The organism is Kutzneria chonburiensis, from assembly GCF_028622115.1.
Taxonomy (GTDB): domain Bacteria; phylum Actinomycetota; class Actinomycetes; order Mycobacteriales; family Pseudonocardiaceae; genus Kutzneria; species Kutzneria chonburiensis.
Map to the genome: position 1 here is coordinate 936579 of NZ_CP097263.1, position 23091 is coordinate 959669.

Genomic DNA, 23091 nt, shown 5'->3' on the forward strand with positions numbered 1-23091 from the left:
ATGACGGGGCGACTCGACGGCAAGATCACGCTGATCACCGGCGCGGCCCGGGGACAGGGCGCGGCCGCGGCGCGGCGGTTCGTCGCCGAGGGCGCGCGCGTGATCATCGCCGACGTCAACGACGACGCCGGCAAGGCGCTGGCCGACGAGCTCGGCGACGCCGCCGACTACCGGCACCTCGACGTCGGCTCGGAAGCGGAATGGGCCGAGCTGGCGAACTCGTTGGAACGGCTGGACGTGCTGGTGAACAACGCCGGCGTGCTGCACTTCTCGCCGCTGCCGCAGACCACGCTGGCCGACTACGAGCGCGTGATCCGGATCAACCAGGTCGGCACCTTCCTCGGCATGCGCACGGCAGTGCCCCTGATGAAGGAGCACGGCGGCTCCATCGTCAACGTGTCCTCTGTGGAGGGTCTGGCCGCGATGCCACTCCTGGTGGCCTACACCGCGTCCAAGTTCGCCATCCGCGGCATGACCAAGGTGGCGGCCGTAGAGCTTGGCCGCCACGACATCCGCGTCAACTCCGTGCATCCCGGCGCGATCGCCACCGACATGGTCAAGGACGCCCTCGGCGGCCACGACGTCGACATGACGCCCATGTTGAAGAAGCTGGCCATCCGCCGCGCCGGGAAGCCGGAAGAGGTCGCGAACCTGGTGCTGTTCCTGGCCAGCGACGAGAGTTCCTACTGCACCGGCGGCGAGTTCTCCATCGACGGCGGCGCGGCCGCCACCCACGCCCTGGCCCCCTCGTGATCGTCGCGTTCCGTCAGGTCGGGCGGATCTCGCTGCTGGGTTGGGACGTCGTGCGGGCGGTGCCGCAGCGGCCCTTCCAGTGGCGCGAGCTGATCCGCCAGTCCTGGTTCTTCGCCAGCGTCACCATCCTGCCGACGGCGATGGTGGCAATCCCGTTCGGCGCGGTCATCTCGCTGCACCTGGGCTCGCTGACCAAGCAGATCGGCGCGCAGTCGTTCACCGGCGCGGCCAGCGCGCTGGCGATCATCCAGCAGGCCAGCCCGCTGATCACGGCGCTGCTGGTGGCCGGCGCGGGCGGCTCGGCGATGTGCGCGGACGTCGGCGCCCGCACCATCCGCGAGGAGATCGACGCCATGCGGGTGCTGGGCGTGCCGCCGGTGCAGCGGCTGATCGTGCCCAGGGTGCTGGCCGCGATGTTCGTGTCCATCCTGCTCAACGGCCTGGTCAGCGTGGTCGGCGTGCTGGGCGGCTACTTCTTCAACGTGATCATGCAGGGCGGCACGCCCGGCGCGTACCTGGCCAGCTTCAACGCCTTGGCCCAGCTGCCGGACCTGATGATCAGTGAGCTCAAGGCGGTGATCTACGGCTTCATCGCCGGCGTGGTCGCGGCCTACCGCGGGCTCAACCCGTCGGCCGGCCCGAAGGGCGTCGGCGACGCCGTGAACCAGGCCGTTGTCATCACCTTCCTGCTGCTGTTCCTGGTGAACGTGGTGCTGACCGGCATCTATCTCCAGCTGGTCCCGCCGAAGGGCATGTGATGACGACCCCTGCCGTTCAGCTGGAGAACCTCGGCCGCCAGATGGCGTTCTACGGCCGGGCCATCGCCTGGGCCCCACAGACCCTGCGCCGCTACCCGCGCGAGGTGCTGCGGCTGCTGGGCGAGGTCAGCTTCGGCAGCGGGGCGCTGGCGGTGATCGGCGGCACGCTCGGCGTGATGATCGGCATGACCCTGTTCACCGGCACGATCGTCGGCCTCCAGGGCTACTCGGCGCTGAACCAGCTCGGCACCTCGGCGCTGACCGGCTTCATCTCGGCCTACTTCGACACGCGCGAGGTTGCCCCGCTGTCCGCCGGCCTGGCGTTGTCGGCCACCGTGGGCTGCGGCTTCACCGCCCAGCTCGGGGCGATGCGGATCTCCGAGGAGGTCGACGCCCTCGAAGTGATGGGCGTGCCCAGCCTGCCGTATCTGGTCACCACGCGTGTACTGGCCGGTGTTGCCGCTGTCATCCCGTTGTATGTCATTGGTCTGCTCTGCTCCTATCTGGCCTCCCGTGAGATCACCGTGCTGTTCTACGGCCAGTCCGCCGGCACCTACGACCATTACTTCGCGCTGTTCCTGCCACCGGAAGACGTGCTGTGGTCGTTCGGCAAGGTCATGGTGTTCAGCGTCGTGGTGATCCTCGTGCACTGCTACTACGGCTACACCGCGACCGGCGGCCCGGCCGGGGTCGGCGTGGCCGTCGGCCGCGCGGTGCGGGCCGCGCTGGTGTCGCAGACCGTCCTGGACTTCTTCCTCAGCCTGGCGATCTGGGGTTCGTCGACCACGGTGCGGATAGCCGGATGAACCGGTATCACGTGCTCGGCGCGGCCTTCCTGGTGGTCATCGTGGCCTTCCTGACCTTCACGGTCGCGGTCTACGAGAAGGCGTTCACACCGGCCGTGCACGTGACCCTCAAGACCGACTCGATCGGCAACCAGCTCACCCCGGGCGCGGACGTGAAGGTGCGGGGCGTGGTGGTGGGGGAGGTGCGGTCCGTCGGCACCGACGGCGGCGTCGCGTCGCTCGACCTTGCGCTGCAACCGGATCTGGTCGACCAGGTGCCGGCCAACGTGACGGCGCGGCTGCTGCCGAAAACGCTGTTCGGCGAACGCTATGTGGCGCTTCAGATTCCCGCTGCCCCGGCCGCGCCGATCGCCGCAGGCGCGGTGATCGGGCAGGACCGGAGCAGCTCGGCCATCGAGATCAGCAAGGTGCTGGACGACCTGATGCCGGTGTTGCAGGCCGTGCAGCCGCAGAAGCTGGCCGGCACGCTGACCGCGTTGTCGCAGGCCCTGGACGGCCGGGGCAAGCAGCTCGGGGAAGTCCTGACGCAGGCCGATTCGTACCTCCGGCAGCTCGCGCCGTCGCTGCCGGACCTCAACGCCGACCTGGCCGCGCTGTCGCAGGTCGCCGACACGTATTCGACGGCCGCGCCGGACTTCCTGACCGCCCTGTCCGAGCTGACCACGACCAGCCGCACCCTGGTCGACCAGCGCAACCAGCTCGACACGTTGTATTCCGTGGTCACCACCACGGCAGTCGACCTGAACACCTTCCTCCGGGTCAACCAGAGCAACGTGATCGGGCTCGCCGCCTCGGCCGCGCCGACGCTGGCCGTGCTGGCCAAGTACGCGCCGGAGTACCCGTGTGTGCTGGGGCAGTTGGCCGACCAGGTGGCCAATGCCGACTTCACCTTCGGCAAGGGCACCGACCACCCCGAGATGGGCAAGTTCACGCTGTCGATCACCGCCAGCCGCGGCGCCTACCAGCCGGGCGTGGACACGCCGAAGTACCTGGACACCCGTGGCCCGCAGTGCTACCAGAAAGCCGGTCCCGGCCACCTGTTCCCGCAGTACCCGCCCGGCGGGCCCATTCAGGACGGGTCCACGCATCCCGGCGCCGGCACCACGGTCCAAGCCGCCGGGTCTCCGGCCGAGCAGCAACTGCTCAACCTGCTCGAAGCGCCTCAGCTCGGCGTGATGCCCAAGGACGCCCCCGGCTGGAGCGCGTTGCTGGTCGGTCCGCTGCTGCGCGGCTCGGAGGTGACGCTGAAGTGAGATCCACCCTCGGCGCCGGCGTGAAGATCACCATCTTCACGGTGGTCACCGTGCTGCTCACCGGCATGCTGGCGGCCACGATCGTCAATGCCAGCCTGGGCAACACGGCGACGTACCACGCGATCTTCACCGACGTCAGCGGCCTGAACAAAGGCGACGACGTCCGGGTGGCCGGTGTCCGAATAGGACAGGTCGACGACATCGCCCTGGTGGACAACAAGAATGCCGACGTGACCTTCGAACTGGCGGCCGACCGCAAGCTGCCGGGCGCGACGGCCGCCACCATCAAGTACCGGAACCTGGTGGGGCAGCGGTACATCTCGCTCGGTACCGACGTCGGCGACCCCAATGCGATCCTTGAGCCTGGCACCACCATCCCGCTCAGCCGCACTCAGCCGGCGCTGAACCTGACCGCCCTGTTCAACGGGTTCAAGCCGCTGTTCCAGGCCCTGTCGCCCAAGGACGTCAACCAGCTGTCGTACGAGATCATTCAAGTGCTGCAAGGAGAAGGCGGCACGGTCAGCGACCTGCTCGCGCACACTGCGTCCATCACCTCGGCCATTGCCGGACGGGACAAGGTGATCGGTCAGGTGATCGACAACCTGACCGCCGTGCTGGCCACGATCAACGGGCGCGGCAGCGAGCTGTCGAGCCTGATCTCGACCGTGCAGCAGCTGGTCAGCGGTCTGGCCGAGGACCGGCAGCCGATCGCCGACGCGATCACCGCGCTGGACGGCCTGACCGCGACGACCTCTGATCTGTTGTCGCAGGCCCGACCGTCGTTGAAGGGCGACATCGACGGACTCGGCCAAGTGTCCACTTTGCTCAATCGCGCCGACCCGACGCTGGACGCGTTCCTCAAGAAGCTGCCCGGCGACCTCCAGGCGTTCACCCGGACCGCCAGCTACGGCGGCTGGTTCAACTACTACCTGTGCCGACTGTCCGGCACGGTCAGCATCGGCTCGCTGGGCGTGTCGGTGCCGATCGTGCCGTTCCCGGTGTCCCAGATGCCGTCGAGGTGTGGCCCATGAGGCGGGAAGCGCTGGTCGGATTGGTCACGGTGGTGGTGTTGGCGCTCGGCGTGCTGGCCGCGTTCAACGCCGACGACCTGCCGATCATCGGCGGTGGTACGACGTACTCCGCCTACTTCAGCGAGTCGGCCGGGCTGGTTTCCGGCAACGAGGTCAGCGTGGCCGGGGTGAAGGTCGGCCAGGTGCGGCGGGTCTCGTTGGCCGGCAACAAGGTGCTGGTCGAGTTCCGGGTCAGCGATGTGTTCGTCGGCGACAAGACGAGCGCGTCGATCCAGATCCGGACCGTGCTGGGCGACAAGTACCTTGCCCTGCAACCGGACGGGACGCAGGCGCAGGATCCGCGGCAGACCATTCCCAAGTCCCGCACCCTGTCGCCGTTCGACGTTACGGACGCGATCGACCAGCTCGGCAGCACCGTCGGCCAGATCGACCCGACCCAGCTCGCCGCCAGCTTCCAGGTGATCTCCGATGCGCTCAAGGACACCCCGGAGCCGTTGAAACAGGCGGCGGCCGGCCTGTCGTCACTGTCCACGACGATCGCCTCCCGTGACAGTCAGATTGCTGGAATGTTGGCCGGCACCAATCAACTGAGCTCGACCGTGGCCTCCCGGGACAGCGAGATCGGCAAGCTGCTCGACGACGGCAATCTGCTGCTCAGCGTGGTGCAGCAACGCAAACAGGCCATCGCGCGGCTGCTCACCGGCACCCAGGAGCTGGCCAAGCAGCTCAGCGGCCTGGTCACCGACAACCAGAACCAGCTGAAGCCGGCGCTGGACCAGCTGGACGAGGTGACCGCGGTGTTGGCCCGCAACCAGGACAACCTGAGTCAGGCGCTGGCCTCGCTGGCCCCGTTCGTCCGGGTCTTCAACAACACCATCGGCACCGGCCGCTGGTTCGACGGCTACATCTGCGGCCTGCTGCCGCCGGCGCAGACCACCGCGGGACTGGAGTTCAATCCCGGCGGCTGCTCGACGCCGCTGGCCGATCCCAGCCTGGGGTCGAAATGAGGCGCCTCCTGGTCATCGGCTGCGTGGCCGCCCTGCTGCTGGCCAGCGCGTTCATCTGGCTGGCCCCGGCTTCCGGCACGATCGTCACCGCCTACTTCGACAAGACCATCGGTCTCTACGCCGGCTCGGCCGTGCGGGTGCTCGGCGTCAAGGTCGGCACCATCGATTCCGTTACGCCCGAGGGCGGCCAGGTCCGGGTTCAGTTCACTGTGGACAGTGATGTGCAGATCCCGGCCGACGTGCACGCCGTGGTCATCGCGCCCAGCTTGGTCAGCGACCGTTACGTGCAGCTCACCCCGGCTTACGATGGCGGCCCCGAGCTGCCGGCCCATTCCACGTTGACCCGTGACCGCACCGCCAGCCCGGTCGAGCTCGACCAGTTGTTCACCAGTGTCGACCAGCTCAGCCAGGCCCTCGGCCCGTCCGGTGCCAACAAGAACGGCGCACTGTCCAACGTGGTCGGTGCGGCCGCCGCGAACCTGTCCGGCACCGGCGATTCCCTCAACAACACCCTCAAGCAGCTGTCGTCCGCCGCCAGCACCCTTGACCATTCCAAGGGCGACCTCTTCGGCACCGTCGACAACCTCAGCAAGATCACGTCCACGTTGGCGTCCAGCGATCAGCAGGTGCATGACCTCACCGGCCGCCTGGCCGACACCACCGGTTTTCTCGCCGACAACCGGCAGCAACTGGCCGCCGCCGTGTCCTCGCTGGCGTCCGCGCTGACCAAGGTGCAGGGCTTCGTCACCGACAACAAGGGACTCATCCAGACCAACGTCGACAACCTGGCCGCCATCACCAAGACCCTGGTCGACCAGCGCGCCGCCCTCGCCGAGGTGCTCGACGTCGCGCCCACCGCCGCCACCAACTTCGTCAACGCCTACGACGCCAAGTCCGGCTCCATCGCCGTGCGCGGCAACATCAACGAGCTCACCTATCCGCCCGTGATGATGGTCTGCCAGCTGCTCCAGCGCAGCACCCCCACGCAGATCCCCGCAACCCTGGCCAACCTCTGCACCCAGATCGCGCCGCTGCTGGACGGCACCCTGCACCTCCCCTCCGCCGCCGAGGCCTTGGCCGCGTTGCAGCAGGGCAAGCTGCCGCCGCTGCCCTTGCCGCTGTTGGGAGGGGGAAATGAAGCGTTTGTGGGCTGTTGTGCCGGTCATGTTGTTGGCGGGGTGCAGCCTTTACGACACGCCGCTGCCCGGTGGAGCGGATCTCGGTGATCACCCCTATCACGTGACCGTGCAGTTCGCGGACGTGCTGGATCTGGTGCCGCAGTCGAGCGTGAAGGTCGACGACGTGCCGGTGGGACGGGTGGATCGCATCGACCTGGCGCCGGACAACAAGACGGCGCTGGTGTTCGTTCTCATCAACGGATCCGTGCGGCTGCCGGCCAATTCCGGTGCGCGGGTGGGGCAGTCGAGCCTGCTGGGCGAGAAGTACGTGGAGCTCACGGCGCCTGCGCAGGCCACCGGTTCGCTCAAGGAAGGCTCTGTGATCACGAAGGACCGCACGGGGCGCAGTCCAGAGATCGAAGAGGTGCTGGGGGCGCTGTCGTTGCTGCTCAACGGCGGCGACATCGGTCAGGTGCAGAACATCGTGCGAGAGCTGAACGCGGCCATGACCGGCAACGAGCCGCAGATCCGATCCTTCCTGTCCCAAGTGGACAATCTGGTGCGGGACCTGGACGGGCAGAAGGACAGCATCGTCAAGGCGATCGACGCGATGAACCGCCTCACCACGAGCTTGGCGGCGCAGCGAGACAACATCGCGACGGCGCTCGACGGGCTCGGGCCGGGGCTGAAGGTCGTCACGGAGCAGCGGGACGAGCTCACGGGCATGCTCAATGCGCTGGACCACCTGTCGTCGGTGGCGGTCGACACGGTCGACCGGAGTCGGGACGATCTGGTGGGTGATCTCCAGAAGTTGCAGCCGGTGCTGCAAAAGCTGGCCGAGACGGGCTCGAAGCTGCCGACGGCGCTGGAGTACCTGGCGACGTATCCGTTCAGCGACTATGCCGCCGGTGACGTGAAGGGCGACTACTTCAATTCCGACATCCGGTTCAACCTGGACCTGAGCGCGCTGCTGGGACCCCAGTCACCGATCATCGGGGGTGGGGGATGAGGCTGCGCGTGCAACTCGTGATCTTCCTGGTCGTCGCCCTGGTCGGCATCGTCGGGCTCTACCGGTTCCTGCAAACGCCCGGCTACCAGATCTCCGTGCAGCTGAGCGATTCCGGTGGTGTGTTCCCGAACGCCGAGGTGTCGTACCGGGGCGTGACAGTGGGTCGGGTGAACCAGCTGAAACTGTCCAGCGCCGGAGTGCAGGCCCTGCTCACGATCGACGCCTCGGCGCCGCGCATTCCGGCCAGTGCCAAGGCAGTGGTGGCGAACCGGTCGGCGGTGGGGGAGCAGTACATCGACCTGGAGCCGGCGGACGACCAAGGTCCTTACCTGGCCCAGGGATCGGTCATACCGCAGGATCGGACGGCGCTGCCGCCGAGCCCGGACCAGGTTCTGTCCAATCTGGACGCACTGGTGCGCAGTGTGCCGGCGGACAAGCTCAAGGTCGTGGTGGACGAGCTCGACAAGGCGTTCACCGGCACCGGGCCCGACCTGCAAAAGCTGTTGGACGCCAGTCACAGCCTGACCGAGGAAGCGGCGAGGAACCTGCCGCAGACCAAATCCCTGCTGAGCGATGGCAAGACGGTGCTGGGCACGCAGAACCGGGATGCCAACGAGATCACGTCGTTCGCAAAGTCGCTGAACCAGGTGGCGGCGCAGCTCAAGGGCTCGGACGGGGACATCCGGGCGCTGATCTCCGCCGCGCCGGCGGCGGCCCAGCCGGTGGACGACGTGCTCCGCACATCGGGTCGGAATCTCAGCGTCGTGCTGGCGAACCTGTACACCACAACGGCAATCACGTCGAACCGGACGGCCGGTATCGAAGAGCTGCTGGTGGCGTACCCGGTGATCACGGCGTTCACGCCGGGCCTGTCGCCGGACGGCACCGGACATCTGGGCCTGGTGCTGAACTTCTTCAACCCGTTCCCCTGCACCAAGGGCTACGAGACGACCCAGCAGCGGCCGGCCAACAGCACCGCGCCCAAGGCGGCGAACGCCCAGGCCTACTGTGCGGAGCCGCCGAACAGCCCGATCGACGTCCGAGGCTCGCAGAATGTGCCGCGCGGCAACGCAACCCGGCTGCCGGGCGCGCTCGGCACGACCACGACGACGCCGTCGCCGACGAACATGGCCCAGCTGCTGGGACTGCCGGGATGAGCCGCGTGCTGGCGGTGCTCGCGCTGCTCGCGGTGTTGGGCACCGGCTGGGCCGGCTGGACCTGCTGGCAGTCCGCGCATTCCGACGACGTGACCTACGGCCAGACCCGCGATCTGGTGCTGACCACGGCCTCGGACCAGATCAAGACGTTGAACACGGTCGACTACCGCAAGGCCGAGGAAGACCTCACGCGGTGGCAGCGGGTCACGACCGGCAACCTGCTGACCCAGCTCACCAATCAGCACGACAGCGACGTGAATTCGACCAAGGCGCAGAAAACCGTGTCCACGGCCAAGGTCGTCGACGCGGCAGTGGACACAGTGGACACTCGCGCCGGCACGGCGACCGTGCTCGTGGCGATTGAGGTGACGATCACCCAGGCCGATGGGCCGCCGTCGGTGCGGAAGAGCCGGGTCGACGCGGTGCTGTCACGCACCGAGGACGGCTGGAAGACCGGCACCGTGCAGGTGATCGAATGAGGGCGTCGATCCTGGTCATCGTGCTTGCCCTCGCGGCGACGGTCTGGTTCCTGGTCGACCGGCAACCGACGGCGGCCAACACCGCGCTGGTCGACACCGGCACCACGAATCAGGTGAAGGCGCAGGTCCGGACGGCGATCGAGAACTCGTTCTCCTACGACTACACCGACACCGCCCGCACCGAGAAGGCCGCCAGAAACGTGCTGGTCGGGGACGCGATGCGGCAGTACGAGCAGCTGTTCGAGCAGGTCCGCACCCAGGCCGCCGCGCAGAAGCTGGTGCTGGTCAGCACCGTCCGGGCGATCGCGGTCCGGGAGCTCCACGACGACGACGCGACGCTGCTGGTGTTCGTGGACCAGCAGGCCGTACGAACCGGAGACAACGGCAACACCTCCACATCGGCCCAGCTCAGAGTGGTCGCGCACCGCTCGGGCGACACCTGGCGGGTCACCGGCCTCACCGTGCTCTGAGGTTGACAGCACTCCTATAGTCGGATCCGAATAGTCGGATCCGAGGAGTGAACGTGGCCAGGAGAAGCCGCAACACGCTGGCGCTGGCGGTGCTGGGCCTGCTCATGGAGCAGCCGTCCCACCCGTACGAGATGGCCCAGCGCCTGCGGGAACGCAACAAGGGGACCAGCTTCAAGGTCACCACGGGCTCGCTGTACGACGTGGTCGAGGGCCTCGAGCGGGACGGGTGGATCCGCGCGGTGGAGATCGTCCGCGACGGCAACCGGCCCGAGCGCACCGTCTACGAGCACACCGAGCTGGGGCTGACCGGGTTCCAGCAGTGGATCGACGAGCTGATCCGGGTGCCGGTCAACGAGTTCCCGAAGTTCGTCGCCGCGGTCAGCTACGTCGGCGTGCTCGGCCAGGACGGCGCGGTCGAAGCGCTGACCGAGCGGGCCGACCGGCTGACCGAGTCGATCGAGCAGACGGATCAGCTGCTGGCCGCGGTGGCCGCGCCGCGGCTGTTCATGATCGAGGTCGAGTACGCGCAGGCGATGCGGCACGCGGAAGTGAACTGGTTGCGGCACACCGCGGCCGAGATGACCGCCGGCGCGATCACGTGGCCGAAACCGGGGGAGTACTGATGGACACCGATGTGGTGATCGCCGGCGCCGGCCCGGCCGGCCTGACGCTGGCGTGCGAGCTGGCGATCGCCGGCGTGCGCACGATCCTGCTCGAACGCGAGGAACGCCGGCCGGCGTTCTGCCGTGGCTACAACCTGAACGCCCGCAGCCTGGACGCCTTCGACCGGCGCGGCATCGCCGACCGCTTCATCGCCGAGGGCGTCAAGGTCCCGGCGGCCCACTTCGGCGGCCTGCCCGGGCCGCTGGACATCGGCGGCCTGGGTTGGGACCACCCGTACACGCTCGGCATCGCGCAGACCCGGGTCGAGGAGATCCTGGAGGACCGGGCCGTCGAACTCGGCGTCGACCTCCGCCGCGGTCAGGCCGTCACGGCCTTCGACCAGGACAGTAACGGTGTGACCGTTAGCAATGAGATCCGCGCGCAGTACCTGGTCGGCTGTGACGGCAGCCGCAGCGCCGTGCGCAAGCTCGCCGGCATCGACTTCCCGGGCACGCCGAACACCCGGTACGCCATGATCGGCGACGTCGAAACCGACCTTACGCCCGGCAGGCACGGCGGCGTGTTCGTGATCCCGCGGCCGGGATACGTCCGCGTCGTGGTGGCCGATCCGATGGTCGACCGCGCCGAGCCGATCACGCTGGCCCTGCTCAATTCCACTGTGGACGAGGCGCTCGGCCGGCACGTCGAGCTGGCCAATCCGCGCTGGCTCACCCGGTTCGGCAACGCCGCCCGACAGGCCGCCGACTACCGCAGCGGCCGAGTGCTGCTCGCCGGCGATGCCGCGCACATCCACCCGCCGGCCGGCGCCCAGGGCGTCAACGTCGCCATCGCCGACGCGATGAACCTGGGCTGGAAGCTGGCCGCCGCCGTGCACGGCTGGGCGTCCGGAGCACTGCTCGACTCGTACCACCGGGAGCGGCATGCGGCCGGTGCGCGCGTCCTGCTGCACACGCAGGCACAGGGGTTGCTCGGCGGCGATGATCTTGGCCCCTTGCGGGACCTGTTCGCGGAGCTGAGCCGGCTCGACGGCGTCGGTCGCTTTCTGGCCGAACTGACCACCGGTGTGGAAACCCGTTACGAGATGGGCGAAATCGTCGGACATCCGTGGTTGGGGCGAATGGCGCCGGATATTCCACTCGTGATCGACGGGAGGGCGGCCGGTGTCGCCGAACTGCTGCACGGCGGCCGCGGTGTGCTGCTCGACTTCGGCGTACTGGATCATCCGCCGCTGGAAAGGGTCGACATGGTGCGGGCCGAACCGCTGCGCGAAGTGCCGGTCGGCGCGATGCTGATCAGGCCGGACGGGCACATCGCCTGGCTGGCCACGACGGACGGGCGGGCCGAGCCGGGGCCGCTGGCCGCGGCGCTGGAACGCTGGTTCGGGCTGGTGCCGGTGTGACAACGCGCCGGAGCGCCCGGTTCGGCGGCTGGAACCGGGACTCGGCGTGCCGGGCGGCGCTGCGGGCGCCGCGTGCGAGGGGCGCCCGCAAGGCCGGGGGAACCGTCAGGTGGTCGGTGGCGCCGGGGGGACGCCACCGATCCGGGTGATCGCGATTACCGAGATCAACATTCCTTCCACGCGAAGCGATAAGTGGTGCGAATGCTTCCGTCCGTGGAGTCCATCGTCATGAAACTGGTGCTCGACGGGTCCGAGCTGCCGGCGGCCACACGCAGCTCGGTGTTGACATTGAGGTTACGGTCGACGCCGCAGGGAGCGAAGACCAATGCCGCTACGTCGGTCCTGTCGTTCGTCTCCCAGTCGTCCGAGAACGGGCCGGAGAACCGGTGGGCGACCCGCGCTGTCGGTGCGGTGCCCTGGAAATAATAGTTGGCCTGTTCCATGCCCGTCGCGCCCGATTGCAGGTTCGCGAAGCCGCGGTAATCGCCCTCGGCGATCGCGTACGTGAACCCCTGGGGCACGTGCACACGCAAGGAGAGCTGGCAGTTCTTGCGTATGTCGGTCGGCGCCGACTGCGGGCCGACCTGGGCCAGGTAGTCGCTGTAGGTGACGGTGAAAGCGGTGTTGTCCGAGGCGACGGCCACCGCCGTCGTACCGGCAGGGCACCCGGATCCGTTGACCGTGACGACGCTGACGGTGACCGGACCAGAAGGCGGAGCTGAAGCGGGAGCGGAAACCGGGGCAGTGATCATCGATAATGCCAGACCGGTGGCCGCCATCGTAGTAAGCATGGGTTTCCTTCCCAATACTTTTCACGACAGGATCGCACGCGTGGCTCACGGTAGCGCAGTCGTAACAACGGGGGACCCACTGAACGGTGGAACATGAAAACGGCCCGTTGTCCGATGGTGGGATGAATTGACCTCGGTTGCTTTACGTGTCGGAAACGCCTTTCCTTGTCTTTGCTGCGTACGGGCTATCGGTAAACGCTCACGCCGATGCTGCGACTGCGCAAACGCGACGGCTCCGTTCGGCCGACGCGTTTGACTCGCCGCGTATCGGGTACCCGCTGCCAACGGGCCGGACGGCCCCCAGTGGAGGTGAACGGCCATGATCGTCGGACTCGTGCTGATCGTGCTGTCGGTCGCCGCGGCGGTGGCGGCGGTGGCGTTCAACGGCGCCGGATCAGGACACGAGATCACCGCGTTCGGTCAGCACGTGACCAACGCCAACGATATGCAGATCTTCCTGGGCGGCATCGTGGTCGCCCTGGTCTTCTGCCTCGGCCTGTGGATGGTGGCCGTCGCCGGCCGCCGTCGCCGGGCCGCGCGGGCCGACTACCGGACGGCTCGACGGGAGGCGGCCGACGCGTCCCGTGAGCGCGACCGGCTGGCGGAGCAGCTCAGCACGCAGCAGGAGATCACCCAGCGGGAGCAGCAGGACACCACCGTCATCGGTCGCCACCACGACCGCGAGGTCAGGTCCTGAGCGCTCGCAGTTCCTTGCGCCACACGAATTTCAGGGCCGACCAGTCGTTCGACAGCATGGCGACCTTGACGTCGACCAGCCCGGTCGGCAGCAGCAGTTCACGGAGCACGTTGTCCGTGATGTCGCTGCGGTGGCCGCCGGCCCGACGAGGCCAGCAGATCCACAGCGACGACGACGCCGCCAGGTCCGACTCGAAGGCGGCGACGTCGTCGTCGAGGTCGGCCTGGCTGCGGTAGAAGGCGAGGACGACATCCGCCCCGGCGATGTCGTCCTCGACCATTTCTACATCCGGGAACGTGAACCCGGACGGGGCGTGCCGCAGCGTCACCTGGTGGCCCGGCTTGATGCCGAGCTTGCGATCGAGCGGCGTCGTTCCCTCGGCCATCCGGCGATTCTAGGCGGCCCCGGCGGCGGACGGCGCCCAGCGGGCGAGTTCGGCGCGGGCGGCGGCCAGCTGGCTGTCCGACGGTGACCCCTCGGTCACCAGCAGGTAGTGCAGGCCGGCCGTGGCCGGCACGAGCAGGCGATCGCCGCTGCGGGACGTGGCCAGGTCCGACACCGCGACGGCGTTCATGTCCGCCGGCACGTGCAGCTCCGTCGGGGCGTCGCCGGCGGATCCCTGCCACACCAACACACCGTACCGTCCGCTGCCGACGACCGCCGCGGTGGCGGGCATGCTGCTGGGCACGGGATTCCAGGTCAGCACCTGGCTTCCGTCACGGGAGTGGTCCTCGTAGGTGAACGCCAGCGTGTGGCCGGCCACCGCCGCCGGGTACAGGCGGTCCAGCAGGCGCGGGTCCTGGCGGAGCTGATTTCCTTGCAGCGCCGAGTAGTCCTCGCCGTTCCAGGCGTCGGCCGTGGTCTGAACCTTGCTCGGGTTGTCGTTCATCAGCTCGTGGTGCTGTCCACTGTAGACGTCCCAGTGCCACTGCGTGCCCGACAGCACCGGGCCGGACTGCGCCGGGTGGCTCCACCAGTTCGCGCCGGACAGCCGGGAGTCGAGGGCCTGGTACATCGCCTTGTCCACGGTCGGCGTCTTGTCCGAGGTGTTGCCGGTCTCCGGATGCCCGAACTCGGTGACGATCGCCGCCGTGCCCAGTGCCGTCGCGCGGTCCCGGATCGTGCCGAAGTCGTTCGAATACTGGCCGTCGCCGGCCTTGCCCGGCATGAACACGCCGGACTGCGCCAGTTCGTCGTAGAAGTGCGTGTTGAAGACGTAGCGGGTGCCCATCGCGCCCGTGTCCAGGAAACCGCCGACCTGCTTCTGGAACGAGATGTTGGCGTTCCAGAACATGTTCGGCTCGACGAAGGCCGGCTTGTCCTGCCAGCCGGCGGTGTCCATGGCCTGCCGGAAGCGCTGGAAGAACGGCCACAGCATGCTCTGCTCCCAGGACCGGCTGTTCTGGTTGCTGTCGTAGCGGCCGGCGAACGGCTCGTTCCACGGGTCCATGCCGGCGATCCCGGCGAACTCGTCGGCGTTCAGGTGGTCGTGCAGGTACTGCATGGTCTGCGTGGCCTGGTTGACGAACTCGTCCTGCACGCCGTTGGCGTTGTGCCAGAAGTCGCTGGTGGCCGCCGTGACCGCGCCGTTGTTCGTGACGTTCTGTCCCCAGTGGACACAGATGCCGCAGCTCTCCTGCGGGTAGTGGCCCTGGTCCACCACCCACTTCGGCGCGCCGTCGCCGCTGTACCAGCTGCCGGTGTTGAACAGGTAGCGGGAGTAGAGGTCCTGGTGGTAGTCCGGCAGCACCACGAAGCCGGCGTCGAGGAAGGCCCTCATCTGGTCGGTCAGCTTGGCCAGGTACGTCGTGTCGAGCTGGCCCTTCACCGGTTCCGTGCCGGCCCACGATACGAGGAACCGCACCGCGTTCGCGCCCGTCAGCCGGCGCATCGCCGCCGCCGAGGACTGCGCGTCGGCCGTGCTGGCGAACGGGAGGAAACCGTTTTCCGCCAGCTTCACCTCGCCCGCGACATTGAAGCCGCGCAACACGACCTCACGGCCGTGACCGTCCACAAAGGTCCCGTTGCGGACGGTCAGACCGTGCGCCTGTTCGGTCGCCACCGCCGCGGGGGCCGTGCTCAGCACTGCCGTCGCCGCCGCGAGCACCGCGATCAGTGCCCTCATCACCGCTCCCTGGAAAACGTGAAAAAATTCGCGCTTGACGGTAGTGAGGGGCGTGACGAGGGGTCAATGGGCCGTTCGGTGCCTTTCCGACGGCGTGGACGCACCTGAGTGGCTCATTTGGCCGCTGGAGCCAAATGAGCCACTCAGGTGGAGCGGGGGGAGTGAGGGGTGGTGGGCGGTTAGGCGTGCTGGGCTCGTTCGTACAGCGGCTTGGTGATGGTGCTGCTGAATTGCGGCCCGACCAGATGGCGCGTGCATCCGGTGTGGTCTGGCGTGGTACAGACTTTGTCTGTTCCGGTCATGAAATAGCCGCCCTGGGTATTGTCGCCGACCACGGTCCCGATGCCGTGGTGGAAGTCGGCGATGCGTGGACCGCCGCTGGAGCCGCCGCCCATGGTGCAAGCCGGGCCCCACAGGTCGGGACCGGCGGGAAAGTCCGGTGTGCCGGGATACTCGGCGGCGATGCCGTGGCAGAAGGCGAGGCGCTCGCCGGTGTACTCGGGAAGGTTCTCCCGGGCGGGATCGGTGCTGGCCCGCGGATAGCCGAACTGGAACTGGTCGCTGCTGCCGGGACGGTCGAAGCCGATGTGCTGGGCGGCATCCACGGCGTCCTGGACGCGACGGCCCTGGGCGTTCGGGTTGAGCACGTCGAAGGCCTGGTCGTAAGGGTCGTACTTGACGGCGTTCTGCTGGTCATTCTGGAGCCAGGTCGCGTCGGCCACGCCGAGCCGGCCGACGAACCTGCCGTACGGGGCCTGGCCATCGTGGTAGCCGGGGATGAACAGCACGTTGGCGTTCCAGGCGTTGTTGTCCCCCAACAGGTCCGTGTTGTTGACGCAGTGCCCGGCGGTGACGACGGTGCTGCGGTTGGCGCTGTCCACAACGGTCGCCGTGCAGCTGGCGTCCTCGCCGTGGTCGGTGAAGAACAGCCGGCCGACGGTCGGGTTCGAGCCGGTCCACGGCGCGCCGTCGGGACCGGCCTTGGGCGGATTGTCCACAGTGGACGGAACGATCAGCGCCTTGATCCGCTCGGGCGTCCAGTAGGCCAGCACCGCCTGCTGATCGGCCGCGCTGACCGCCTGCTCGTGTACGACCACATGGCCGGTCGCCGGCACCAGCGCCGTGCCGGCGAGCAGAATTCCGATACCCAGTGTGCTCAGCATGACGCGCACGGTAGGACCGCGATGTCAGGAACCTGTTGCGGTCTAATTCGGCTGCGGTAGTGGACCTTGAATCGCTACGCTGCCGGCCATCATGACGACGAAGCTGAACCAGATCATCGCGGTGGAGAAGGGCGTCAAGAGCGGCGCGCTCCGCGACCTCACCGACGCGCACCACCAGCTCCAGAAGCCGGCGCTGCTGGCCGGCATCTCGCGCACGTACCAGCCCAAGGACGAGGACGGCGAGGTGCTGCCGCCGGAGTCCACCCGCGTCCAGGTCAAGACCGAGGACGTGCTGCGGCACACCGCGACCGTGCTGACCAGGCTGTTCGACGTCACCGCGACCAAGGACTGGGCCAACTGCGTGGCCCGGGCCGACGTGGTCGTGGACGGCCGCACGCTGCTGTCCGACGTGCCCGTGTCCTACCTGCTCTTCCTCGAGAAGCAGCTGGTCGACCTGCACACGTTCGTGAAGAAGCTGCCGCTGCTGGACGCCGCCGAGTCCTGGAGCTTCGAGGAATCCGCCGACTACTGGCGCACCGAGCAGGTGCGGACCATCCGCACCAAGAAGGTGCCCCGCAACCACGTCAAGGCCGAGGCCACCGAGAAGCACCCGGCGCAGGTCGAGGTGTACTACGAGGACGTGCCGGTGGGCTACTGGACCACCGTCAAGTTCTCCGGTGCGCTGCCGGCCCGCCGGGTCAACGAGCTGGTCGACCGGGTCGAGAAGCTCCAGCAGGCGGTCAAGTTCGCCCGCGAGGAGGCCAACGCCCTCGAGGTCACCGACCAGCGGATCGGCGACGCCGTGTTCGGCTACCTGTTCGGGTAGCCTCCCTGATTCCCCGCTGGAGCGCGGGGTGCGCCCCGGACTCGGGGCGCGAAGCTGAAACTGAGTCGTCAGCCTGACAAACCCAGGCCCCAGTGGAGGTTCGAGTCCTCCTCCCGGCACTCGCGCCGGGATGGCCCAACTGGCAGAGGCAGCCCGGGCATCAACCTCAGACTCTCGCTCCAGCTTCAGCATTCCGCCGAACACCGGATCGCCCGGGGACGGGCGACGATCGCCGAGGTGCGGGTTCAAATCCCGCTGGCCGCGCCAACCATGCGGCCGTAGCTCAACGGAAGAGCGCGGCGACCTCATACTGACCCGTCCCCTTAAACGTGCCGGTGTGCGAATTGGGCGGCCAAGCGAGGCCCCGGACTGGCTATGTCCGGGGCCTCACCCTGTTTTTGCCGCGCGTTCCGCGCGGGGCTCGGCCCCTGTGGGGCCGATGCCTCGCCCTTGCCGGATTTCGACCGCCGCGTCGGCGTCGGTGGTGGGGCGCTTCGGTGGCGGCGGCCGAAATCCGGCAACCGGGCGAAGCATCGGCGGGGCCGAGCCGATTTTCGGTGTGGCAACCGGGCGAAGCATCGGCGGGGCCGAGCCGGTCTTCGGTGTGGCAACCGGGCGAAGCATCGGCGGGGCCGAGCCGATTTTCGGTGTGGCGGACTTCAACCAGCTTGGCGGTCCTCCTCCTGGGCTGCGGGGGGCTCGGTCAGGGAGGCGGCGCGCAGGGCCACTTCCAGCTCGAAACGGGCGTCGGGGCAGCGGAGCTGGTCGCCGAACAGGCGTTCCACCTGCCGCATCCGGTAGCGCACGGTCTGCGGGTGCACCCGCAGCCGGGCGGCGATCTCGGGGGCGCCGCCGCGGGTTTCGAGCCAGGCCAACAGGGTCTCGCCGAGCCGCTTGTGCTGCTTGTCGGTCAGCGGGGCCAGCGGGGCCAGGCGCTTGCGGATGAGCTGCTCGACCAGGAACTCGTCGGTCAGCAGCCACAGCGTGGACAGGTGGTCGGCGCAGCGCACCGGGGACTCGTCCTCGATGGTGTTGCGCCGCACCAGCTCCCGGGCCAGCTGCGCGTGCCGGAACGACTTGGCGGCGTCGGCCAGCGCGGTGGTCGGCCCGATCACCACGCGCCAGTCGGCCAGCGCGTCGGCGCAACGCGACCACCAGTCGGTGGCGTCGGGATCGGGCACCACCAGACAGGCCTGCGCGCCCTGGAAGTCGGCCAGCACGTGGTCCGGCAGCTCGGGGACGGCATCGGCCGGCCCGCTGACACGATCCAGCATCACCACGCACAGCTGCGCCGGCAGCGGCCACCGCGCCGCCCCGGCCAGCTCGGCCGCCTCGGCACGGTCCTTGTCCTCGTCACTGATCAGCAGGCGCACCAGGCGCTTGCGCCGTCGCAGCAGGCCCTGCGCGCTGCGCGCCTGCATGTCGGCGTAGCCCTCGACGGACAGCGCGATGAGCTCGTCGGCGTAGGCCAGCGTGGCCTCGCCCAGCGTGAACATCATCGCGGTGGGCAGGCCGCTGCGCTGCCGGAACCGGATCAGGTGGCGCCAGGCCACTCTGGTGCCCAGCCGGTAGGCCTTCTGCAGCGAGTCGAGGCTGCGGCCCTCGCTCGCCTCCAGCCGGCCGAGCTGGCGGTAGACCTCGGCGAATTCGGTACGTGGCCGGTCCGGGTCGGCGATGCGGTCCACGAACTGCGTCAGCGCCTGGTTGACGCCCAGCCGGATGGCCTGCCCGTAGCAGCCGTCCAGCGGCTTCGCGTACTCCGGGATCGTGGCCCGGATGGTGTGGACGATGTCCTCGGCCAGCGGTGCCAGCTGAGGTCTGATCAGTGTCGCCAATTCCCTGGGCAGCCGTTCGGCGGTCGTTCTCATGGCTTCATCCCCAGAACTGTCGGTGTTCGGCGATTCTGCCACACGGAGACCGGTTTTGACTCCGGTCAGTAATCGTCACAACAGTGACAGTGAACTACTCACGATCATGATAAAAACCGCAGAAAAGCCTTTCGGGGCAGGCCACTTTGTTGGCGTCGGAAAGGAACGGCGCCGGCCCGGTCGTGGCGGAGGGTGACCTGCGAGGAATCCTCAGGCCCGCACGGCCACGAGCGACTTGGTCAGGCCGGCGGCGCGCTCGCGCCAGATGTCGGAACCGGGGAACAGCAGGCGCATCTCGGTCAGTGACAACAACTCCGTGGCCAGCACGGCGTCGGTGGACTCGGCCCGGCCGGGAATGGCGGCGTGCCCGAGGGGCCAGCGGCGTACGGCGGCGGCCCGGGCCGGCAGCGGCAGGAACTGGAGCCCGGGAAAAGCCCAGTGCGGCTCGATCGGGAAATACCGGTAGGGGGTTTGCACCCAGTGTCGCGGCGCGTGCTGGTGGATGACGTCGGCCAGCTGCCGGCGCCGGGCGTAACCGCCGACGTGCTCAAGCAGGGAATTGGACACGACGAGGTCGAAATCCTTGCCGGACAAGCCTTCCGGCGCGCAGGCGTCGCCGACGACGTGGTCGAGCCACTGCTCGTCGGGCCGGCGCGGCCACCAGGTTGACGGTGGTGACGTGGGCCGGCCGCGACAGGGACTTGCGCCAGAAGTCGGGCAGCCCACCGAGATCGAGCACCCGCATGGACCGCAGCGCCGGGAACCGCCGCATCAGCTCGGCCCACCGTCTGGCCCGCGCCCGCGCGGACAGCGATCGGTGGTTGTTCGGGTCGGTCAGCACTCGTTGGATCGTTCGGCTCACGGACATGGCCGGCTCCTCTCCCCGTACCGGAACCATCGGCCCGACGGCGGGGCTGATTACGCCGGTACGAAAGGACGCCACCTTCGGGCCAGGAGCCTGTCCACCGCGCGACTACGTAGACTCCGCCGGGTGAGCGAAACGGCCGGGATCCCTGTCCGCCAACAGGGGATGCGCGACCACAACCTGGGTGTGGTGCTGCGCGCCGTCGCCGACGGCGAGGGCGTGTCCCGGGCGGAGGTGGCGGCGGCCACCGGACTGACCAAGGCGACGGTCTCCAGCCTCGTGGACGAGCTGGCCCGCAACGGGCTGATCGTCGAGGCCGGCCCGGCCGGCAACAGCGTCGGCCGGCCGGGGCAGGCGCTGCGGCTCAACCCGGACGGCCCGGTCGGTGTCGGCGTCGAGATCAACGTGGACTACCTGGCCTGCTGCGTGCTGGACCTGTCCGGACGGCCGCGGCACCAGGCGGTGTCGCTGGCCGACAACCGGGATCGCCCGGTGGCCGAGGTGCTGGCCGAGGCGGCGGGCCTGGTGGAGTCGGCACTGGACGGCGCGAAGGCGGCGAACCTGCCGGCGGCCGGCGTGGTCGCGGCGGTGCCGGGCCTGGTCCGCACGGCCGAAGGGCTGCTGGCCTCGGCCCCGAACCTGGGCTGGACGCAGGTGCGGGTCGTGGACGGGCTGGCCCGGCCGGGTTGGCCGCGGGTGAGCGTGGAGAACGAGGCGAACCTGGCGGCGCTGGGGGAGTTGTGGTTCGGGGAGCCGGCCCGCGCCGACTTCATCCACGTCTCCGGCGAGATCGGCATCGGCGCCGGCGTGGTCGTCGGCGGCGAGCTGTTCCGTGGCCGCAACGGTTTTGCCGGCGAGCTCGGTCACGTGACGGTACGGCCGGACGGACCTGTCTGTGGTTGCGGGGCTCGCGGCTGCCTGGAGGCGATCGCCGGCCAGGAGGCGATTCTGCGCGCGGCCGGCCTGCCGCCCAGCACCGGCACGACCCTGGCCACACCGGCCGGTCCGTTGGCCCGCCTGGTGGAACGGGCCGAGGCCGGCGACGAACGGGCGGTCGACGCCGTGCGCACGGCCGGCGAGGCCTTGGGCGTGGCCTTGGCCGGCATGGTCAACCTGCTCGACCTGGACGCCGTGCTGCTGGGCGGCATGTTCGCGCTGCTCGCCCCGTGGCTCCGCGAGCCGGTGCAAACCGAGTTGGCCGAGCGCGTGCTGGGCGCGCCGTGGACCGAGCCGCGGGTCGAGGTGTCCAGGCTGGGCTGGGAGGCCGCCGTGCGCGGCGCGGCCGGCTCGGTGGTCAACCGCATCGTGCAGAACCCGGCCGACCACATGCGCCGCAGCGCCTGACCGAAGATCCACACCACCCCTCTGTCTGCTCTTGGACCGAGTCCGGGAACAACGTCCCGAACTGGGACATTTTCGCGCCCCGTGACCGTTCCCGGAGATAAGGTTGTATGAGCAAACTTTCGGCTACAGTGAGGCCGCGGGGGAGGTGGGGATCTTGAACATCCGGCGGGCCTACCACCAGTACTGCGGCCTCGCGGCCGCGCTCGACGTGCTGGGGGAGCGGTGGACGCTGCTGATCGTGCGCGAGCTGCTGCTGGGGCCGCGCCGCTACAGCGACCTGCTGGCCGACCTGCCCGGCCTCGGCACCAACCTGCTGGCCGACCGGCTGAAGTTCCTGGTCGACAAGGGCGTCATCCGGCAGGGTCCGAGCCGCCCGGCCTACGAGCTGACCGAGGCCGGCGCGCTGCTGCGGCCGATGGTCCTCGACCTGACCCGCTGGGGCTTCGGCTTCACCCCGGACAAGTCCACTGTGGACGCCGTACGTCCGCGCTGGGGCTTTCTCGCCGCCGAGACACGGCTGCGGGCGGAGCGGGCCGGCGATGTCGACGAGGACTACGAGTTCCATGTGGACGACGAGGTGTTCCGCATCGAGGTTCGGGCCGGCCAGGTGCGGGCGGCCGCCGGCCGGGCCGGGGAGGCCTCGGTGGTGGTCAAGGTCGACGCCGTGACGCTGGTGCGCTTGGGTGCGGGCCAGCTGACGGCTGACGACGCGCTGGCCGCGGGTGAGCTGACGATCAGCGGTCCCGACGACGCCGTGCGGCGCTGCCGCCGCCTGCTCGATCTGGCCTGAAACCCCGCGAGTCACGCTCCGGGGCAGTGTGAATTACGGCCTCGAAACCGCATTCGACATGCCGGAGAGCGTGACTCGCAGAGGTTCGAATGGCCCGTCCGGGTTAGGGGCAGGTCTTCCAGGCGAAGTGGTAAGTGGTCTGAATGCCGAGGTCGGTGGAGTCCATGCTCAGGAAGCTGGTCGTCGTCTTCGGGTTGGACGTGCCGGCCCCGACCCGCAGTTCGGTGTTAATGTTGAAGTTGCGCTCCTGGCCGCAGGGCTCCCACACCAGAGACGCGATATCGGTGGTGTCGGTGTTCTGCCAGTCGTCGTCGAACGGGCCGTTGAGGTTGTGTGAGATAAATGCCGTCGGCGCGTTGCCCTGGAAGTAGTAGTTGGCACGCTCCTGTCCGGTGGCACCCTTCTCCAGATGGCCGAACCCGCGGTAATCGGCCTCGGCGATCGCGTACGTGAATCCTGACGGCACGTGCACCCGCAGGTTCAGCTGGCAGTTCTTGCGCAGGTCGGTCGGCTGCGCGCCCACCCCGACCTGTGCGGTGTAGCTGCTGTAGGTCACGGTGAACGCCGTGTTGTCCGGGGCGACGGCGACCGCGGCCGTGCCGGCCGGGCACCCGGAACCGTTGACCGTCGCGACGTCGATGACAATCTTGTCCGGCGGCGGCGGGGTGGTCCACGCAAACGGTTGGGCGGTTTGCAACAGGGAGAAAACCACACCAGTTGCGGCCAGCGTTTTCAGCATGGGTGTCCTTCCCGATACT

25 protein-coding genes are annotated in these 23091 nt (G+C 68.7%); 17 read left to right on the forward strand and 8 right to left on the reverse strand.

Annotated elements, in window-relative coordinates:
- The 13 genes from M3Q35_RS04495 to M3Q35_RS04555 are packed head-to-tail and all read left to right on the forward strand — an operon-like array spanning nucleotide 1 to nucleotide 11864.
- Nucleotides 1–753 carry a glucose 1-dehydrogenase gene (locus M3Q35_RS04495; protein ID WP_273940328.1) on the forward strand — a complete coding sequence of 251 codons (753 nt, stop codon included), beginning with the start codon at nucleotides 1–3 and terminating at the stop codon, nucleotides 751–753.
- Nucleotides 750–1511 (forward strand): MlaE family ABC transporter permease, encoded by a 762-nt coding sequence (locus tag M3Q35_RS04500; RefSeq protein WP_184857697.1) that lies wholly within the window; start codon nucleotides 750–752, stop codon nucleotides 1509–1511. The genes M3Q35_RS04495 and M3Q35_RS04500 overlap by 4 nt, the downstream gene beginning before the upstream one ends.
- Complete coding sequence (locus M3Q35_RS04505) at nucleotides 1511–2317, forward strand: MlaE family ABC transporter permease (protein WP_273940329.1); 807 nt, start codon at nucleotides 1511–1513, stop codon at nucleotides 2315–2317. The genes M3Q35_RS04500 and M3Q35_RS04505 overlap by 1 nt, the downstream gene beginning before the upstream one ends.
- Entirely contained in the window at nucleotides 2314–3570 is a 1257-nt protein-coding gene (locus M3Q35_RS04510) for an MCE family protein (RefSeq protein WP_273940330.1), read from the forward strand. Before M3Q35_RS04505 ends, M3Q35_RS04510 begins: the two co-directional genes overlap by 4 nt.
- Nucleotides 3567–4601: an MCE family protein gene (locus tag M3Q35_RS04515; RefSeq protein WP_273940331.1), complete on the forward strand. Its 1035-nt coding sequence runs from the start codon at nucleotides 3567–3569 to the stop codon at nucleotides 4599–4601. The genes M3Q35_RS04510 and M3Q35_RS04515 overlap by 4 nt, the downstream gene beginning before the upstream one ends.
- Nucleotides 4598–5608, forward strand: a complete 1011-nt coding sequence (locus M3Q35_RS04520) for an MCE family protein (RefSeq protein WP_273940332.1) — start codon at nucleotides 4598–4600, stop codon at nucleotides 5606–5608. Before M3Q35_RS04515 ends, M3Q35_RS04520 begins: the two co-directional genes overlap by 4 nt.
- Nucleotides 5605–6834: an MCE family protein gene (locus M3Q35_RS04525; RefSeq protein WP_273940333.1), complete on the forward strand. Its 1230-nt coding sequence runs from the start codon at nucleotides 5605–5607 to the stop codon at nucleotides 6832–6834. The genes M3Q35_RS04520 and M3Q35_RS04525 overlap by 4 nt, the downstream gene beginning before the upstream one ends.
- Nucleotides 6773–7735, forward strand: coding sequence for an MCE family protein (locus tag M3Q35_RS04530; protein ID WP_273940334.1), 963 nt, complete (start codon nucleotides 6773–6775; stop codon nucleotides 7733–7735). The genes M3Q35_RS04525 and M3Q35_RS04530 overlap by 62 nt, the downstream gene beginning before the upstream one ends.
- Nucleotides 7732–8892: an MCE family protein gene (locus tag M3Q35_RS04535; protein ID WP_273940335.1), complete on the forward strand. Its 1161-nt coding sequence runs from the start codon at nucleotides 7732–7734 to the stop codon at nucleotides 8890–8892. Before M3Q35_RS04530 ends, M3Q35_RS04535 begins: the two co-directional genes overlap by 4 nt.
- The gene (locus tag M3Q35_RS04540; RefSeq protein WP_273940336.1) at nucleotides 8889–9371 is read left to right on the forward strand and encodes a hypothetical protein; all 483 of its coding nucleotides are present in this window, start codon (nucleotides 8889–8891) and stop codon (nucleotides 9369–9371) included. The genes M3Q35_RS04535 and M3Q35_RS04540 overlap by 4 nt, the downstream gene beginning before the upstream one ends.
- Nucleotides 9368–9841 (forward strand): hypothetical protein, encoded by a 474-nt coding sequence (locus M3Q35_RS04545; protein ID WP_273940337.1) that lies wholly within the window; start codon nucleotides 9368–9370, stop codon nucleotides 9839–9841. The genes M3Q35_RS04540 and M3Q35_RS04545 overlap by 4 nt, the downstream gene beginning before the upstream one ends.
- Nucleotides 9842–9894: 53 nt before the next feature.
- On the forward strand, nucleotides 9895–10464 hold the full coding sequence (locus M3Q35_RS04550) for a PadR family transcriptional regulator (protein WP_273940338.1): 570 nt from the start codon (nucleotides 9895–9897) through the stop codon (nucleotides 10462–10464).
- Nucleotides 10464–11864 (forward strand): FAD-dependent monooxygenase, encoded by a 1401-nt coding sequence (locus tag M3Q35_RS04555; protein ID WP_273940339.1) that lies wholly within the window; start codon nucleotides 10464–10466, stop codon nucleotides 11862–11864. Before M3Q35_RS04550 ends, M3Q35_RS04555 begins: the two co-directional genes overlap by 1 nt.
- A 164-nt stretch (nucleotides 11865–12028) precedes the next feature.
- Here the strand turns inward: M3Q35_RS04555 and M3Q35_RS04560 are convergent, their stop codons facing one another.
- A complete protein-coding gene (locus M3Q35_RS04560) occupies nucleotides 12029–12655 on the reverse strand; it encodes a DUF4360 domain-containing protein (RefSeq protein ID WP_379794735.1) in 627 nt (208 codons plus the stop codon).
- Between the two features lie 319 nt (nucleotides 12656–12974).
- Between M3Q35_RS04560 and M3Q35_RS04565 the strand changes: the two genes are divergently transcribed.
- Entirely contained in the window at nucleotides 12975–13352 is a 378-nt protein-coding gene (locus tag M3Q35_RS04565) for a hypothetical protein (protein ID WP_273940340.1), read from the forward strand.
- Here the strand turns inward: M3Q35_RS04565 and M3Q35_RS04570 are convergent.
- The 3 genes from M3Q35_RS04570 to M3Q35_RS04580 all read right to left on the reverse strand — a co-directional run bounded on the left by M3Q35_RS04570 (nucleotide 13342) and on the right by M3Q35_RS04580 (nucleotide 16640).
- Nucleotides 13342–13737 carry a DUF3052 family protein gene (locus M3Q35_RS04570; protein ID WP_273940341.1) on the reverse strand — a complete coding sequence of 132 codons (396 nt, stop codon included), beginning with the start codon at nucleotides 13735–13737 and terminating at the stop codon, nucleotides 13342–13344. The two genes, M3Q35_RS04565 and M3Q35_RS04570, sit on opposite strands and share 11 nt — an antisense overlap.
- Before the next feature lie 9 nt (nucleotides 13738–13746).
- Complete coding sequence (locus tag M3Q35_RS04575; protein ID WP_273940342.1) at nucleotides 13747–15477, reverse strand: glycoside hydrolase family 5 protein; 1731 nt, start codon at nucleotides 15475–15477, stop codon at nucleotides 13747–13749.
- Between the two features lie 179 nt (nucleotides 15478–15656).
- Nucleotides 15657–16640 carry a trypsin-like serine peptidase gene (locus M3Q35_RS04580; protein ID WP_273940343.1) on the reverse strand — a complete coding sequence of 328 codons (984 nt, stop codon included), beginning with the start codon at nucleotides 16638–16640 and terminating at the stop codon, nucleotides 15657–15659.
- 91 nt (nucleotides 16641–16731) lie between these two features.
- Between M3Q35_RS04580 and M3Q35_RS04585 the strand changes: the two genes are divergently transcribed.
- Nucleotides 16732–17466: a DUF7873 family protein gene (locus M3Q35_RS04585; protein ID WP_273940344.1), complete on the forward strand. Its 735-nt coding sequence runs from the start codon at nucleotides 16732–16734 to the stop codon at nucleotides 17464–17466.
- Nucleotides 17467–18125: 659 nt separating this feature from the next.
- Here the strand turns inward: M3Q35_RS04585 and M3Q35_RS04590 are convergent.
- The 3 genes from M3Q35_RS04590 to M3Q35_RS04600 form a co-directional block, all read right to left on the reverse strand.
- Entirely contained in the window at nucleotides 18126–19334 is a 1209-nt protein-coding gene (locus M3Q35_RS04590; RefSeq protein WP_273940345.1) for a PucR family transcriptional regulator, read from the reverse strand.
- A gap of 210 nt (nucleotides 19335–19544) precedes the next feature.
- Nucleotides 19545–19901, reverse strand: a complete 357-nt coding sequence (locus M3Q35_RS04595) for a hypothetical protein (RefSeq protein ID WP_273940346.1) — start codon at nucleotides 19899–19901, stop codon at nucleotides 19545–19547.
- Entirely contained in the window at nucleotides 19882–20202 is a 321-nt protein-coding gene (locus M3Q35_RS04600; RefSeq protein WP_273940347.1) for a hypothetical protein, read from the reverse strand. The genes M3Q35_RS04595 and M3Q35_RS04600 overlap by 20 nt, the downstream gene beginning before the upstream one ends.
- A gap of 123 nt (nucleotides 20203–20325) precedes the next feature.
- Between M3Q35_RS04600 and M3Q35_RS04605 the strand changes: the two genes are divergently transcribed.
- A complete protein-coding gene (locus tag M3Q35_RS04605) occupies nucleotides 20326–21543 on the forward strand; it encodes an ROK family transcriptional regulator (RefSeq protein WP_273940348.1) in 1218 nt (405 codons plus the stop codon).
- A 154-nt stretch (nucleotides 21544–21697) separates the two neighbouring features.
- The gene (locus M3Q35_RS04610) at nucleotides 21698–22333 is read left to right on the forward strand and encodes a winged helix-turn-helix transcriptional regulator (RefSeq protein ID WP_273940350.1); all 636 of its coding nucleotides are present in this window, start codon (nucleotides 21698–21700) and stop codon (nucleotides 22331–22333) included.
- 103 nt (nucleotides 22334–22436) lie between these two features.
- On the opposite strand, the gene M3Q35_RS04615 is transcribed toward M3Q35_RS04610, so the two are convergent.
- Nucleotides 22437–23072 (reverse strand): DUF4360 domain-containing protein, encoded by a 636-nt coding sequence (locus M3Q35_RS04615; RefSeq protein ID WP_273940351.1) that lies wholly within the window; start codon nucleotides 23070–23072, stop codon nucleotides 22437–22439.
- Nucleotides 23073–23091 lie beyond the last annotated feature (19 nt).